16 protein-coding genes are annotated in these 14873 nt (G+C 69.7%); 14 read left to right on the top strand and 2 right to left on the bottom strand.

Translation table 11 applies throughout. The features are described from left to right. Positions 1-33: 33 nt before the first annotated feature. The 13 genes from E1J61_RS23525 to E1J61_RS23465 are packed head-to-tail and all read left to right on the top strand — an operon-like array spanning position 34 to position 12716. Entirely contained in the window at positions 34-2196 is a 2163-nt protein-coding gene (locus E1J61_RS23525; RefSeq protein WP_133096390.1) for an acetate--CoA ligase family protein, read from the top strand. Between the two features lie 10 nt (positions 2197-2206). Beyond that, positions 2207-3403, top strand: coding sequence for an acyl-CoA dehydrogenase family protein (locus E1J61_RS23520; protein WP_133096389.1), 1197 nt, complete (start codon positions 2207-2209; stop codon positions 3401-3403). A 14-nt stretch (positions 3404-3417) separates the two neighbouring features. Next, positions 3418-4545: an acyl-CoA dehydrogenase family protein gene (locus E1J61_RS23515; RefSeq protein ID WP_133096388.1), complete on the top strand. Its 1128-nt coding sequence runs from the start codon at positions 3418-3420 to the stop codon at positions 4543-4545. Positions 4546-4587: 42 nt separating this feature from the next. Continuing rightward, entirely contained in the window at positions 4588-5568 is a 981-nt protein-coding gene (locus E1J61_RS23510) for a Bug family tripartite tricarboxylate transporter substrate binding protein (RefSeq protein ID WP_133096387.1), read from the top strand. Between the two features lie 19 nt (positions 5569-5587). Further along, entirely contained in the window at positions 5588-6751 is a 1164-nt protein-coding gene (locus E1J61_RS23505; RefSeq protein WP_133096386.1) for a thiolase domain-containing protein, read from the top strand. A 4-nt stretch (positions 6752-6755) separates the two neighbouring features. Then, positions 6756-7163 carry a Zn-ribbon domain-containing OB-fold protein gene (locus tag E1J61_RS23500; protein ID WP_133096385.1) on the top strand — a complete coding sequence of 136 codons (408 nt, stop codon included), beginning with the start codon at positions 6756-6758 and terminating at the stop codon, positions 7161-7163. 17 nt (positions 7164-7180) lie between these two features. Continuing rightward, positions 7181-8410 (top strand): CaiB/BaiF CoA-transferase family protein, encoded by a 1230-nt coding sequence (locus tag E1J61_RS23495; protein WP_133096384.1) that lies wholly within the window; start codon positions 7181-7183, stop codon positions 8408-8410. A gap of 15 nt (positions 8411-8425) precedes the next feature. Then, complete coding sequence (locus E1J61_RS23490) at positions 8426-9433, top strand: protocatechuate 3,4-dioxygenase (protein ID WP_133096383.1); 1008 nt, start codon at positions 8426-8428, stop codon at positions 9431-9433. 37 nt (positions 9434-9470) lie between these two features. Next, positions 9471-10133: an RraA family protein gene (locus E1J61_RS23485; RefSeq protein WP_133096382.1), complete on the top strand. Its 663-nt coding sequence runs from the start codon at positions 9471-9473 to the stop codon at positions 10131-10133. A gap of 5 nt (positions 10134-10138) precedes the next feature. Next, positions 10139-10801, top strand: a complete 663-nt coding sequence (locus E1J61_RS23480; RefSeq protein ID WP_133096381.1) for an RraA family protein — start codon at positions 10139-10141, stop codon at positions 10799-10801. 2 nt (positions 10802-10803) lie between these two features. Further along, positions 10804-11466 carry a 4-carboxy-4-hydroxy-2-oxoadipate aldolase/oxaloacetate decarboxylase gene (locus E1J61_RS23475; RefSeq protein WP_133096559.1) on the top strand — a complete coding sequence of 221 codons (663 nt, stop codon included), beginning with the start codon at positions 10804-10806 and terminating at the stop codon, positions 11464-11466. Further along, positions 11453-12244: an enoyl-CoA hydratase/isomerase family protein gene (locus tag E1J61_RS23470; protein WP_243736954.1), complete on the top strand. Its 792-nt coding sequence runs from the start codon at positions 11453-11455 to the stop codon at positions 12242-12244. The genes E1J61_RS23475 and E1J61_RS23470 overlap by 14 nt, the downstream gene beginning before the upstream one ends. 16 nt (positions 12245-12260) lie before the next feature. Further along, positions 12261-12716 carry a PaaI family thioesterase gene (locus tag E1J61_RS23465; protein WP_133096557.1) on the top strand — a complete coding sequence of 152 codons (456 nt, stop codon included), beginning with the start codon at positions 12261-12263 and terminating at the stop codon, positions 12714-12716. Positions 12717-12732: 16 nt separating this feature from the next. Here E1J61_RS23465 and E1J61_RS23460 read toward each other — a convergent pair whose 3' ends face one another. Together E1J61_RS23460 and E1J61_RS23455 are read right to left on the bottom strand one after the other, a co-directional pair. Next, on the bottom strand, positions 12733-13092 hold the full coding sequence (locus tag E1J61_RS23460) for a hypothetical protein (protein ID WP_243736953.1): 360 nt from the start codon (positions 13090-13092) through the stop codon (positions 12733-12735). Between the two features lie 6 nt (positions 13093-13098). Next, on the bottom strand, positions 13099-14073 hold the full coding sequence (locus E1J61_RS23455) for a GlxA family transcriptional regulator (protein ID WP_133096380.1): 975 nt from the start codon (positions 14071-14073) through the stop codon (positions 13099-13101). A 177-nt stretch (positions 14074-14250) separates the two neighbouring features. On the opposite strand from E1J61_RS23455, the gene E1J61_RS23450 reads away from it, so the two are divergent. Further along, positions 14251-14859, top strand: a complete 609-nt coding sequence (locus E1J61_RS23450) for a cysteine hydrolase family protein (protein WP_133096379.1) — start codon at positions 14251-14253, stop codon at positions 14857-14859. Positions 14860-14873: the final 14 nt, after the last annotated feature.

Here is a 14873-nt window from a genome sequence, read left to right as displayed (position 1 = left end):
GGGCCGCACCATCCAACTGGAAGCTGCAATTCCATGAACAGTCACACTCCCGCCCCTGCATCCGAACTGGTGCCGGTGGATCGCATCCTGAAGCCGCGTTCGATCGCCATCGTCGGCGCCTCGGCGGACCCGAGGTCGTTTGGCGGCTTCGTGCTCGATAACCTGGAGCGCTTCGGCTATGCCGGCGCCATCCACCTGGTCAGCCGCAGCAGTACCGAGATCAACGGCCGTGCCTGCGTGAAGAGCGTGGATGAACTGCCGGAAGGCATCGACCTGGCCGTGCTGGCGATTCCCGAAGCCGGCGTGCTGGATGCCGTGCGGGCGCTGGCCGAGCGCCGTGCCAGCGCGGCGGTGTTGTTTGCCTCGGGCTATGCCGAGACCGGCGACGAAGGCCGTGCGAAGCAGGAGGAGCTGGCTGCCGCCGCGCGTGCGGCCGGCATCCTGCTGCTGGGCCCCAACTGCATGGGCTTCACCAACTTCGAGGCCGGCGTGCCGGTGACCTTCGAGCCGGTGCAGCCATATCCCGGCGGCGGCCGTCCCGGCATCGGCGTGGTGGCGCAGAGCGGCGCGATGGCGGCCAACCTGCGCGATGCCTTCATCGGCCGCGGGTTGCCGATGACCGCCACGGTGTCCACGGGCAACGAGGCGTCGGTCGGCATCGAGGACGTGCTCTCGTATTACATCGCCGATCCGCAGACGCGCGTCATCGCGGTCTACGCCGAGCAGGTGCGCAGGCCGGGCCTGTTCCTGCAGCTGGCGCGCACAGCCCGCGCCGCCGGCAAGCCCGTGGTGATGCTGATGCCGGGCCGCAGTGCGCGGGCGCGCGAGGCCGCGCAGTCGCATACCGGCGCGCTGGCCGGCGACCACGCCACGGCGTCGGTGCTGCTGGCGCGCGAGGCGGTGGTGCTGGTCGATGCGCTCGACGAACTGTTCGACACAGCGGCGATCCTGCTGCGTTTTCCGGTTCCGCCCAGCGGCGGGCCGGCCTTTATGACCGGATCGGGTGCGATGAAGAACATCGCGCTCGACTTCTGCGACGGACTCGGCCTGGAGCTGCCGGCGCTGACCGCGCCGACCACGCAGCGCCTTACCGAAATGCTGCCCGGCTATGCCGTCGCGGAGAATCCGCTGGACTACACCACCATCGGCGTGCGCCAGCCCGGCCTGATCGGCGACATCCTGCTGACCATGCTGGCCGATCCCAACATCGGCAGCATCGTGCTGGGCATTCCGGCCGGCCCGGAGGTGGCCCAGCGCGACAAGGCCGAGCACATCGTGCCGGCGCTGGCCCGCGCGGACAAGCCGGCGGTGCTGGTGGTGACCGGCGACAGCGGACCGATCGAACCGTTCTTCGTGGAGGCGATCCGCGCCAGCGGCGTGCCGTTCTTCCGTTCGCCGGACCGCGCGCTGCGCGCGCTGGCGCGCGTGGCCGCCTACGGCGAGGCGCTGCAGCGTGCGCACCGTGCCACGCAGGGCGCGCCACGGGCGCTGCCGCTGCCCGGCCCGGTGCCACCCTCGGGTGTGTTTGCCGAGTACCAGGGCAAGGCCTGGCTCGCCGGCGCCGGGCTGCCGGTGCCGCAGGGTGGCCTCGCCGCCACCGCGGACGAGGCCGTCGCAGTGGCCGCGCGCATCGGCTATCCGGTGGTGATCAAGGCGCAGGCCAGCGAGCTGCCGCACAAGAGCGACGTCGGCGGCGTGATCGTCGGGCTGGCGGGCGAGGCGGCCTTGCGTGCCGGCTGGCAGCAGCTGCACGACAACATCGGCAAGCGCCGTCCCGGCCTGCGCCTGGACGGCGTGCTGGTCGAGGCCATGGGCCCGCGCGGGCTCGAACTGGTGGTTGGCGCGCGGCGCGATGCCGACTGGGGGCCGGTGGTGCTGGTGGGCCTGGGCGGCATCTGGATCGAGGCGCTGAAGGACGTGCGGCTACTGCCGGCCGACCTGGCCGAGGCCGACATCCTGCAGGAACTCGGCCGGCTGAAGGCGGCATCGCTGCTGCGCGGCATCCGTGGCGCGGCTGCGGTCGACACCGCGGCCATCGCCAAAGTGGTCGCGCTGATCGGCGAGCAGATGCGGGCCAATCCCGGGATTGCGGAGATCGACATCAATCCGCTGGTGGCCTACCCGGACCGCGTGCTGGCGCTGGATGCGCTGGTGGTCCTGCAGCCGCAGGCGGTGGTCATGAAGCCGCACGCATGAGGCAAGCACGATGAGACTGACATTTTCCCCCGCAGAAGAAGCCTTTCGCCAGGAAGTGCGCGCCTTCGTGAAGGCGCACCTGCCGGCCGCCATCAAGCGCAAGGTCGAACTCGGCCTGCGCCTCGAACACGCCGACTACGTGACCTGGTTCCGCATCCTGGAAGCGCGCGGCTGGCTCACGCCGGGCTGGCCGGTCGAGCACGGCGGCCCGGGCTGGACCCACGTGCAGCGCTACCTGTTCGACGAAGAGACCATGCTCGGCGGCGCGCCGCGCATCATCGCCAGCGGTATCCAGATGCTGGGCCCGGTGCTGATTGCCTTCGGCACGCCCGAGCAAAAGGCCAGATACCTGCCGGACATCCGGCAGAGCAATACCTGGTGGGCGCAGGGTTTCTCAGAGCCGGGAGCTGGTTCGGACCTGGCAGCGGTGCGCACGACGGCGGTGCTGGAATCCGACGGCAAGCATTTCGTCGTGAACGGGCACAAGGTGTGGACCTCCTACGCGCACTGGTGCTCGATGATGTTCGCGCTGGTCCGCACCGATCCCGATGCCGCCAAGCCGCAGGAGGGCATCTCCTTCCTGCTGATCGACATGAAGTCGCCCGGCGTGGAAGTGCGCCCGATCCGCATGCTCGAAGGCGGCACCGACCTCAACGAGTGCTACCTGGACAACGTGCGCGTGCCGGTCGAGAACCTGGTCGGCGAGCTGCACAAGGGCTGGTCCTACGGCAAGTACCTGCTGGGCCATGAGCGCACCGGCATCGCCGGCATCGGCTCGTGCAAGCAGCAGCTCGAGCGGGCACGTGCGCTGGCGGTGCAGCAGGGACTGGAGCACGACGCGGTACTGCAGTCGCGGCTCGCGCAGTTCGAGATCGAGCTGATGGCGCTGGAATTCACCGCGCTGCGCCTGCTGAGCCCGAACCAGCAAAGCCGCGTGCCGGCCGTCGAGGCCTCGATGCTGAAGGTGCGCGGCACCGAATTGCGCCAGGCCATCTATGAGCTGCTGGTGGAAATCGCCGGCCCGCATGCGGTGCCGTTCGACGAGGCCGCGCTGCTGGGTGGTGCCGGTGATGGCGCGGACGCAGCCAGCCCGCCGGAGCTCGCCGCGCTGGCGGCCAACTACCTCGATGCGCGCAAGCTGTCGATCTACGGCGGCGTCAATGAAGTGCAGCGCAACCTGATCAGCAAGGCCTTCCTTTCGGCCTGACACCGTACCCGACCATGGATTTTTCTCTTAGCGACGAACACCTGGCGCTGCGCGACGCGGTGCGCCGATTCTGCGACGGCGAGTATCCCGCCCACCAACGCGGCGAGGCCGAGCCGGCGGAACTGGCCGCCGCGCGCTGGGCCGGCATGGCCGATCTGGGCCTGCTCGGGCTGCCGCTGGCCGACGATGTCGGCGGCAGTGCGCAGGGCCCCGTGGAAATGATGCTGGTGGCGCAGGAGCTCGGCCGCGCGCTGGGTGGCGCGGGCTGGCTCTCCAGCGTGGTGCTGGCCGGCCAGCTGCTGGACGAGGCGGGCAGCCAGGGCCAGCGCCAACGCTGGCTGCCGGCCCTCGCCGGAGGCGAAGCGCGCATGGCGCTGGCATGCAGTGAAGCCGATGCGCGCTACGACCTGTCCCGCGTCGCCACGCTGGCGCGGCGCGATGGCGCTGGCTGGGTGCTGGACGGCACCAAGACCCTGGTGCTGGAGGCCGGCAGCGCGGACGTGTTTCTGGTTGTCGCGCGCACCGCCGGCGAGGTCGACGATGCCGACGGCCTTTCGCTCTTTCTCGTCGAGGCGGGCGCGGCGGGCTTGTCGCTCAGGGAATTCAGCACGCTCGACGGGCGCCGCGCCGCACACCTGACGCTGCGTGGCGTGCGCGTAGCGGCCGATGCCCTGGTGGGAGAGGCCGGCGCAGCGCTGCCACTGGTCGAGGCCGCCACCGACCGCGCCAGCGCCATGCTGTGCGCGGAGGCGGTGGGCGCGCTGGAAGCGCTGATCGAGCTGACTGCCGAGCAGCTCAAGACCCGCAAGCAGTTCGGCTCCACGCTGGCCAAGTTCCAGGTGCTGCAGCACCGCATCGCCGACATGCTGATCGCGCTGGAGCAGGGCAAGTCGATGGCCTGCGCGGCCGCCATGGCGGTGCAGGAAGGCGAGCCGGCGCAACGGCGCCGGCTGGTGTCCGCGGCCAAGGTACTGGCCGGCCAGGCCGGCCGCCAGCTCGGGCAGTGGGCCATGCAGATGCACGGTGCCATGGGCATGACCGACGAATGCCGCGTGGGGCACTACGCCAAGCGGCTGATGGTGATCAACCAGCTGTTCGGCGACGCCTCGCATCACCTGCGCCGCTTCGGCGGACAAGCGTAGCCGCCCGGACGGCGCATCCATAAAGATAAAAGGAGACAAGGCATGGCCATTTTCAAGACCCTCAGGACGGTGTGCTGCGCGCTGGCGCTGGGCTTCTGCCTCGCGGCCCACGCCCAGGAAAAGCCGCCGATCCGGCTGCTGGTGGGCTTTCCGCCGGGCGGCTCCACGGATACCGTCGCCCGCGTGCTGGCAGACAAGCTGCAAGGCGTGCTCGGCCAGGTGGTGATCGTCGACAACAAGCCCGGCGCGGGCGGCCGCATCGCCACCGGCATGCTCAAGCACAGCGCGCCCGATGGGCTGACCTATATGGTCGCGCCGAATGCCACCGCGATCTTCCCGACGCTGCTCTATCCGCCGGCAACGCTCAAGTACGACCTGCTGACCGACCTGAGCCCCGTCGCCGTGGTGATTTCCTACCCGCTGGCGCTGGTGGTGAGCAGCCAGACCGGCGTGACCAACGTCAGGGAATACGTGGCCTGGCTCAAGGCGCATCCCAAGGAAACCGTGTTCGGCAGCGCCGGCCTTGGCGGCCAGACGCACTTTACCGGGCTGCAGTTCGGCAAGGCAGCCGGCGTGCCGCTGAACGTGGTGCCGTACAAGGGCAACGGGCCGCTGGCGACAGACCTGATCGGCGGCCAGCTGGCCGCCGCGGTGATGACCGCCGGCGACATCCTGCCGCACACGCGCGGCGGCAAGGTGCGCATCATCGGCGTGTTCGGCGCCAGGCGCTCGCCGTTGCTGCCCGACGTGCCCACGGTGGCCGAGCAGGGCGTCAAGGTAGATGCCGGCGAGGCCTGGACCGGCGTCTGGGCGCCGGCGAAGACGCCCAAGGCCGAACTCGAACGCATGCAGACGGCGCTCGGCAAGGTGCTGGCCATGCCCGACGTGCGCAGCATGCTGGAAGAAAAAGCGGTGCTGCAGCCGGACTACCGCGACGCCGCGGACCTGGACCGCCTGCAGCGCAAAGAGCTGGCCTACTGGGGCCCCGTCATCAAGGCCAGCGGCTTCAAGCCCGAACAGTGACCCCTTCATCCATCCCGCTATGACTCTGAACGGATCCGCATACATCGTGGGGGCCTACGAGCACCCCACCCGCAAGGCCGACGATCTTTCCGTTGCCCGCCTCCACGCCGACGTCGCCCTTGGGGCGCTGGCCGATGCCGGCCTCTCGGCGAGCGATATCGACGGCTACTTCTGCGCCGGCGATGCGCCGGGGCTCGGCACCACCACCATCGTCGAATACCTCGGCCTGCGCCCGCGCCACGTCGATTCCACCGAATGCGGCGGCTCGGCGCCGATCCTTCACGTGGCCCACGCCGCCGAGGCGATTGCCGCGGGGCGCTGCAACGTGGCGCTGATCACGCTGGCCGGACGCCCCCGCGCGGCGGGCGCGGCGCTCTCGCTCAAGGCGCCGGACCCGGACGCGCCGGAGCTGGCCTTCGAGCTGCCGTTCGGGCCGGCCACGCAGAACCTGTATGGCCTGGTGGCCCGGCGCCACATGCACGAATTCGGCACTACCAGCGAGCAGCTGGCGTGGATCAAGGTTGCCGCCTCGCACCATGCCCGGCACAACCCGCACGCGATGCTGCGCAATGTGGTGACGGTGGAAGACGTGGTGAATTCGCCCATGGTCTCGGATCCGCTGCACCGGCTCGACTGCTGCGTGATGAGCGACGGCGGCGGCGCGCTGATCGTGGCGCGTCCCGAGATCGCCAGGCAGCTCAGGCGCCCGCTGGTCAAGGTGAAGGGCGCTGGCGAGGCACCCAAGCACGCCATGGGCGGCAAGATCGACCTGACCTGGTCCGCGGCCGCGTGGTCCGGCCCCGCGGCATTCGCCGAAGCCGGGGTGACGCCGGCCGACATCAAGTACGCATCGCTCTACGACAGCTTCACCATCACCGTGCTGATGCAGCTGGAAGACCTCGGCTTCTGCAAGAAGGGCGAGGGTGGCAAATTCGTCGCCGACGGCGGCCTGATCTCCGGCGTGGGCAGGCTGCCTTTCAACACCGACGGCGGCGGGCTGTGCAACAACCACCCGGCCAATCGCGGCGGCGTTACCAAGGTGATCGAGGCCGTCCGCCAGCTGCGCGGCGAAGCGCATCCCGCCGTGCAGGTCAAGAACTGCGACCTGGCGCTGGCCAGCGGCATCGGCGGCGCGCTCGCCTCGCGCCACACCGCGGCCACGCTCATCCTGGAAAGGGTTTGAAACCATGAGCACCACGACTACCAACACCGCCGCGCGCAGGATCCCCGCGCCGCGCACGCTGCCAGAGAGCCTTCCTTTCTGGGAGGCCGCCGACCAGGGCCGCCTGCTGGTCAAGTTCTGCCTGGACTGCGGCGAGGCGCATCACTACCCGCGCGACGTCTGTCCGCACTGCCAGTCCCTGCGCACCGAATGGCGCGAGGCCAGCGGCCACGGCACGGTCTATTCGTACAGCACCATGGGGCGGGCCGAGGCGGCCTACACGCTGGCCTTCATCCGGCTCGACGAGGGCGTGACCATGATGAGCAACCTGGTGGGCTGCGATCCGCGCGAGCTGGCCATCGGCCAGCGCGTGCGGGTGGTGTTCAGGGCGAGCGATGGCGGCCACGCGGTGCCAATGTTCACACCCGCATGACCTGGGAGAGCTTGAAGATGGAAGACAACGCAACCAATCCCCGGCAGGCGGAACCGAAGCGCCACGGCCCCTTGTCGCGCTTCACCGTGATCGACGCCTCGCGCGTGCGGGCCGGCCCCACCGCGGTGCGGCTGTTCGCTGACATGGGCGCGCGCGTGATCAAGCTGGAGATCCCGCCCGGCGCACCCGGCGGCGACGACATGATCGGCGGGCGCGACCACAACCGTGCCGACTACGAGAACCTGCACCGCAACAAGGAAAGCCTGACGCTCAACATGAAGTCGCCGCAGGGCGTGGCGATCCTGCATGACCTGGTCCGGCGCGCCGATGTCTTCATCGAGAACTACCGGCCGGACGTGAAGCATCGCCTTGGCATCGGGCCCGATGCGCTGCGCGAGATCAATCCGCGCCTGGTCTACGCCAGCATCTCCGGCTTTGGCCAGGACGGCCCCTATGCGGGCTGGCCGGGCTTTGACTCCATCGCGCAGGGCATGGGCGGCCTGATGAGCGTGACCGGCAAGCCGGGCGAAGGGCCGATGCGGGTAGGCATTCCCATTGCCGACCTGTGCGCGGGCCACTTCTGCGCCATGGGCATCCTGACCGCGCTGCTCGAACGCGAAGCGTCGGGCCAGGGGCAGTGGGTGCAGACCTCGCTGCTGGAAGCGCAGATCGCCATGCTGGACTTTCAGGCCGCGCAATGGCTGATCGACGGCAAGGTGCCGGCGCAGAGCGGCAACGAGCATCCGCTCACCGTGCCCACCGGCGTGTTTGCCACGCGGGACGGCTACCTCAATATCGCCGCGATCGGGCAGACCATGTGGAAGCGGCTGTGCGAGGCACTCGACGTGCCGCATCTCGTCGACGAGCCGGGCATGGGCTCGGACCCGGAACGCGTGCGCAACCGCGACCAGGTCAATGCGGCAGTCGCCGCCGCGCTGCGCGGGCGCACCACCGCGGAATGGACCGAGCGCCTGCTCAAGGCCGGCGTGCCGTGCGGGCCGATCCACGGCATCGACCAGGTATTCGCCGACGCGCAGGTGCGCCACCTGGGCATGGCATGGCCGATGCGGCATGCGGAACTGGGCGAGGTCTCGCTGGTGGGCCAGCCCATGCGCCTGTCGCGCTATCCGCGCGAAGCGCCGCCGCGCATGGCGCCCGAACAGGGCGGCGACACCGACACCATTCTCGCGGAGCTTGGCTACAGCGCGGCGCGCATCGCCGAACTGCGCGCGGCATTCATCGTCTGATCGAAGGACATTTCCATGGCAAAAATCGTTGCCGCATTCGGCTCTTCACACAGCATCATGCTGGCCGCCCAGCGCGAGGACTGGCAATACGGCTTCCCGCAGGTCGATCCCAAGAACCCGTATTACTTCGACCGCGCGGGCGAGCCCACCACCTACGAGAAGCTGCTTGCCGCGGCGCCGGCCGAGGCCGAGTCCATGGTTACGCCCGATCGCATGGGCGAGCGCTATGACCGTGCCGAGGCCGCCATGGACGAGCTGCGCGAGCGTATCCACGCCGCCCGGCTGGACGTGCTGCTGGTGGTCGGCGACGACCAGACCGAGTTGTTCCGCACCACCAACAACCCGGCCTTCGCGATCTACTACGGCGACACCATCCGCAACGCCAGGCGCGACGTGGGCGCGAACGACGGCTGGTACAAGAAGGCCCGCATGGCGCGGCAAGAGCCCGACGCCGACCGCGACTACCCCGTGCATGCGCCGCTGGCGCGCTGGCTGATCCGCGCGCTGTGCGACCGCGACTTCGACATCACCGCGATGGACGGCCTGGAGCGCGGGCAGTTCGAGGGCCATGCCTTCTCGTTTATCCACCGCCGCTACCTGCAGGACATTGACCGGCCAGTGGTTCCGATCGTGCCGGTGATCGTCAACACCTTCGATCCGCCCAACCAGCCCACGCCGCGGCGCTGCATCCAGCTCGGCACCGCGCTGCGCGAGCTGATCGCCAGCTACCCGGAAGACCTGCGCGTGGGCGTGCTGGCCTCCGGCGGCCTGAGCCACTTCGTGGTGGACGAAACGCTGGACGAAGCCATCATCGCCGCCATCCGCAACAAGGACACCGCCTTCCTGGCTTCGCTCGATCCGAAGCAGCTGCAGGCCGGCAGCTCAGAGATCCGCAACTGGCTGATCGCCGTGGAAGCGGTGCGCGAGCTGGACCTGGAATGGGTCAGCTATGTGCCGGGCTACCGCACCCCCGCGCTGACCGGCACCGGCCTGTGCTTCGCCGCCTGGCGCACGCTGGGCTGACCGGATCCCGCCACACAAGACAAGCCAAGACAACACCATGACGCAACCTGATTCCTACGTACAACGCCTGCGCCGGCTCGATTGCTGCGCCGTCTCGGACGCGCTCGACAAGCTGCAACTGCCCGGCGTGGTCACGGGCCTGCCGCAGCGCAGCGGCGCCGGCCGCATTGCCGGCCGCGCCATCACCGTCAAGCTCGGCACCGGCGCGCCGCCGGCGGGGCCGGTGCGGCACCTGGGCTGCACCGCCATCGAAGCGGCCGGCCCCGACCACATCATCGTGGTCGAGCAGCGCAGCGGCGTCGAAGCCGGCAGCTGGGGCGGCCTGCTGTCGCTGGGCGCCAAGGTGCGCGGCGTGGCCGGCGTGGTCGCCGATGGCCCCGTGCGCGATATCGACGAGGCCATCGCCTTTGATTTCCCGGTGTTCAGCCGGGGCCTGACGTCCTTCACCGCACGCGGCCGCGTGGTGGAGAAGGGCACCAACGTGCCGGTCGAGATCGCGGACGTGACCGTGGCCGGCGGCGACTACGTGCTTGCCGACCGCAGCGCGGTGATCTTCATCGCGGCGGGCGATATCGAGCGCGTGCTCGACACCGCCGAGGCCATCGTCCTCAAGGAGTCCGCCATGTCGAAGGCCATCCTGGCCGGCACGCCGATCGGGCAGGTGATGGGCGGCAACTACGAACACATGCTGAAGGACTGACGACCATGAGCGAATCAACGGACATCAACGTGGGCCGCGCGGCACGGCTCGATACCGCCACCCTGAGCGACGCGCTCGACAAGCTCGGCATCGCCGGGCAGTGCTACCGCATCAAGCCGCGCGGCGACAGCTTTGCCATGGCGGGGCGCGCGTGGACGCTGCTGTACGGCCCGGCTTCCAACCCGCCGGGCACGGTGGGCGACTACATCGACGACGTGCCGCCGGGCAGCGTGCTGGTACTCGACAACGGCGGGCGCGACAACGCCACCGTGTGGGGCGACATCCTGACCGAGATCGCGCACCGCCGCGGCATCGCCGGCACCGTGATCGACGGCGTGTGCCGCGACGTGGCGCTGTGCCGCCAGCTCGGCTACCCGGTCTTCAGCAAGGACCACTGGATGCGCACCGGCAAGGACCGCGTGCAGGTGGAAGCCACCAATATCCCCGTCAATATCGGTGATGCGCGCGTGCAGCCCGGCGATATCGTGCGCGGCGATGCCGATGGGGTGGTGGTGATCCCGCGCGAGCATGAAGCGGCGGTGCTGGACACGGCCGAGGCCGTCGAGCATGCCGAGAACGCGATCCGCGAAGCCGTGCGCGGCGGCATGCGCCTGGACGAGGCGCGCCGCCAGTTCCGCTATCACCAGTTGCAGACGAAAGGGGCATGAGCATGAAGGAACATGACGCAGCCAGCACCACGCGTGCGGATTTCGAACGCGTGCCGGCGGAGGTCGTCGTGGCCGCGGCGACGCTGCCAACCGCCACGCTGCACGAGGCAGGCGGCAAGATCGGCGTGCTGCCGCCGGTGATCAAGCCGGTGGCGCCCCGCTTCCGCCTGTGCGGCCCGGCGCTGACCGTGCATTCGCCCGGTGGCGACAACCTGTGGCTGCATCGCGCCATCGAAGCCGCCCGGCCCGGCGATGTGCTGGTGGTCCATGTCGGCGGCGCCTACGAGCACGGCTATTGGGGCGAGATCATGACCACTGCCGCCAAGGTGAAGGGCCTGGCGGGACTGGTAATCGACGGCTGCGTGCGCGACGGCGTGCTGCTCGACGAGATCGGCCTCCCCGTCTTTGCGCGCGGGCTGTGCATACGCGGCACCGGCAAGGACTATGGCGCCATCGGCTGGCTCAACGAGCCGGTGCTGTTCGGCGAAACCCGCGTGGAAGCCGGCGACCTGATCGTGGGCGACGCGGATGGCGTGGTGGTCGTGCCGCGGCGGAGCGCGGCCGACGTGGTGGCGCGCGCGCAGCAGCGCGAAGCTGCCGAAGCCGCCATCCTCGGCCGCGTGCGCGCGGGCGAATCGACCATGCAGATCTATGGCTTCCACTGACGGTATGGCCAACGCGACCGCGCCGGGGCAGCCGCCGGCGCTTGCCATCGACGGTGCGGTGGCGGTCATCACGCTGCGCCGGCCCGAGGTCGCGAACCGCCTCGAGCCGGAAGACCTCGACCTGATGCGCGAGCACATCGCCGCCATCAATGCCCGCGACGAAGTGCTGGTGCTGCGGATCGAGGCGCAGGGCAAGCATTTCTGCAGCGGCTTCCATATCGGAAAGGTCGGTGGCAGCAACGCCGGCGAGCGCTTCGAAGCCCTCGCCAACGCGCTCGAAGCGGCTCGGCCCGTCACCATCGCGGTGATCCAGGGCGGCCTGTACGGGGGCGCTACCGACCTCGCGCTGGCCTGCGATTTCCGGCTGGGCGCGCAGGGCGTCGACATGTTCGTGCCGGCGGCGCGGCTGGGGCTGCTGTTCTATCGCGGCGGGCTGGAGCGCTACGTGGCCCGGCTGGGCCTGGCCACGGCCAAGCGCGTGCTGCTGGCGGCCGACAGGCTCGATGCGGCGCAGATGCTGGCATGCGGCTTCCTTGACCGCGTGGCGGCGGATGCGGAAGCGCTGCAGGTGCAGGCCGCCGGGTTGAGCGAAAAGCTGGCCGGCATGGCGCCGCTGGCCCTGCTTGGCATGAAGCGATACCTGAACCGGATCGCGGCCGGCACGCTCGATCCGGCGGAGATTGCCGCCGACATTGCGCGCGCCGATGCGTCCGCAGACCTGCGCGAAGGCGCGCAGGCCTGGCTGGAAAAGCGCGCGCCGCGCTTTCGCGGCTGCTGAGAAGAGTGGATCGGGAATGACATCGTTGTCGACATCGTTGGAAAAAGCCTCGGACAACTACTTTGCCAGGATGCGGCGCGGGCAGGTGCCGCCACCGCCGATCTGCGCATTGCTTGGCGCAAATATCGGCGCGGTCGACCTGCAAGCGGGAACGCTGGAATCCGCCTATCAGGCCACGCCGGCTTTCCTGAACCCGGCCGGCCAGGTGCAGGGCGGCATGCTGGGAGCGATGCTCGACGACGTGACTGCCATGCTGGTGACGGCTACGCTGGGCGCTGAGGAATTCTGTGCAACGCTGAACCTCAACCTCTCCTTCCTGCGGCCGGCCAGCGCAGGCGAATTGCTCGGGCGCGCCAGGCTGGAGCGCCGCGGCAAGAACGTCTGTTACGTTGCGGCGGAGCTGCTGCAGGACGGCCGGGCGGTCGCCACCGCGACGGCAACGTGCATGCTCGTCAGCCGGGCATCGGGCTGACCGGACGCGGCAGCCTTCAGCGCTTGCCGCCCGCTTGCGCCGCGAACGTCCGCCATTCGCGGAACACGGCGTCGAGGCATGCCGCCGTCTCGCAGCCGTCACGCTTCTTGCGGAACGCGGCAACCTCGGCCTCCGTGATCGTGCCGGCCTTCAGCTGCCGCTGCTGGTCGGCATAAATGCGCTGATAGCCCATCGAAAACAGCGCCGACTCGCAGATCAGCCGCTGCGAGGGCGCGTGGCCCGCGGGCGCGGCCGACGGGTCGCAGTCGATATCGGTCGCAGCATGGGCGGTGCCGGCGAGCGCAACGGCAATGGCGGCAATGCAGCAGCGCACAAAGCGGGAGCGGAACAAGCGGAAGCGGAGAAAGCGGGTCATGACGGGTTATGCAGCGGCACGGCCTGACGGCGCTGTGGTGCCGAACTGCTTGCGGTAGGCGGAAGGTGAAATGGCAAAGGTCTGGGCAAAGTGCTGGCGCAACGAAACCGCCGAGCCGAACCCGACCAGGCCGGCGATCACGTCGATGCTCTTGCTGGTGGTCTCCAGCAGCCGCTGCGCCGCGGTGAGCCGGTGGTTCAGCACCCACTGCGTCACCGTGGTGCCGGTCTTGGCCTTGAAGCGCCGCGTGAAATTGCGCCGGCTCATGCCCGCCTTGTCGGCCAGCAGGTCAAGCGTCAGCGGCTGTTCCAGGTGCTCGATGGCCCAATCGAGCGTGGTGCTCAGCTTGTCGGCGCCGGCCGTCTGCGGCAGCGGCTGCTCGATGTACTGCGCCTGCCCGCCATGCCGGTGCGGCGCCACCACCATGCGGCGGGCCACGTGGTTGGCGACGTCCGCGCCATGGTCGCGGCGCACCAGGTGCAGGCAGCAGTCCAGCGCGGCGGCGGTGCCCGCCGACGTGAGGATGCTGCCATCGTCGATATAGAGCGAACGGCGGTCGAGCCGGACCCTGGGATAGCGCGCGGCGAAGTCATCGGCCCAGACCCAGTGGGTGGCCGCCGGCCGGCCGTCGAGCAGGCCGGCCTCGGCGACCACGAAGGTGCCCAGGCACAGCCCGGCGATGCGCGCGCCGCGGGCGCTGGCGGCCTGCAGCGCCGCCAGCAGGGCCGGCGACGGACGTTCCGCCGGGTCGCGCCAGGCCGGCATGATGACGGTATCGGCCTGTTCTAGCGCGCAGAGGTCGTGCTCGACCTCGATGCGGAAGCCCGACATGGTCCGGATCAGGCCGGTCTGCTCGCCGCAGATCAGCAGTCGGTAGCGCGGCACGCCCAGATTGGCAAGATCGTCGCCGAACACGATGCAGGGCACGGACAGGTGAAACGGGCTGATGCCTTCGAAGGCAATCACGGCGACGGTGTGCATCGCTTCCTCGCAGGCAGGGGGCGTCTGAAGTTGGCCCGATTCTAGCGGATGTTGTCCATCGGGACGCTTTCGGGGCGGCGGCGGTCGTTGGAAACTGCGTGCAGCGATGTGCCATGGCGGCAATCCCGCCAGGCAGGCGCGCTCCCTTCCATCACGATGAAGACAGCGAGGACAACGATGACACACCCGACGATCCGCACCCTGGCCGGTGCCAGCGCCCCCACCGCGATCGCAGCCGCCAGCACGGCGCTGCTGGTGATCGATTTCCAGAACGAATACTTCGACGGCAAGCTGCCGATCCCGGATGGCGCGGCCGCGCTCGGCAACGCGCGGCGCCTGGTGGCGCATGCGGACGCCGCCGGCATTCCCGTGTTCCACGTCCAGCACCTGGCGCCGGCGGGCAGCCCCGTCTTTGCGGAGCAGGGCGCCAGCGCGGCGTTCCACCGGGACCTGCAGCCCGCAGGCCACCATACGGTGGTGCAGAAGACTTCGGTCAGCGTGTTTCCGACCACCGACCTGGACCAGCGCCTCAAGGCCGCCGGCATCAGGACGCTGGTCATCACCGGGTTGATGACGCACGCCTGCGTCGCTGGCGCCGCGCGCGACGCGGTGCCGCTGGGCTATGGCGTGATCGTGGCGGAAGACGCCTGCGCGACGCGCGACCTGGACCGGCCCGGCGGCGTGGTGCGGCATCCTGACCTTCACCAGGCGGCGCTGGCGAGCATCGAGGATACCTTTGGCGATGTGCTGACGACGGAGCAGGTGCTGAAGCTGCCGGTGGTCTGACCGCGGCGCTGCGC

Origin of the sequence: Cupriavidus sp. L7L, from assembly GCF_004353535.1 — a bacterium.
Lineage (GTDB): Bacteria > Pseudomonadota > Gammaproteobacteria > Burkholderiales > Burkholderiaceae > Cupriavidus > Cupriavidus oxalaticus_A.
This window is presented reverse-complemented; position numbering and strand designations above follow the sequence as displayed.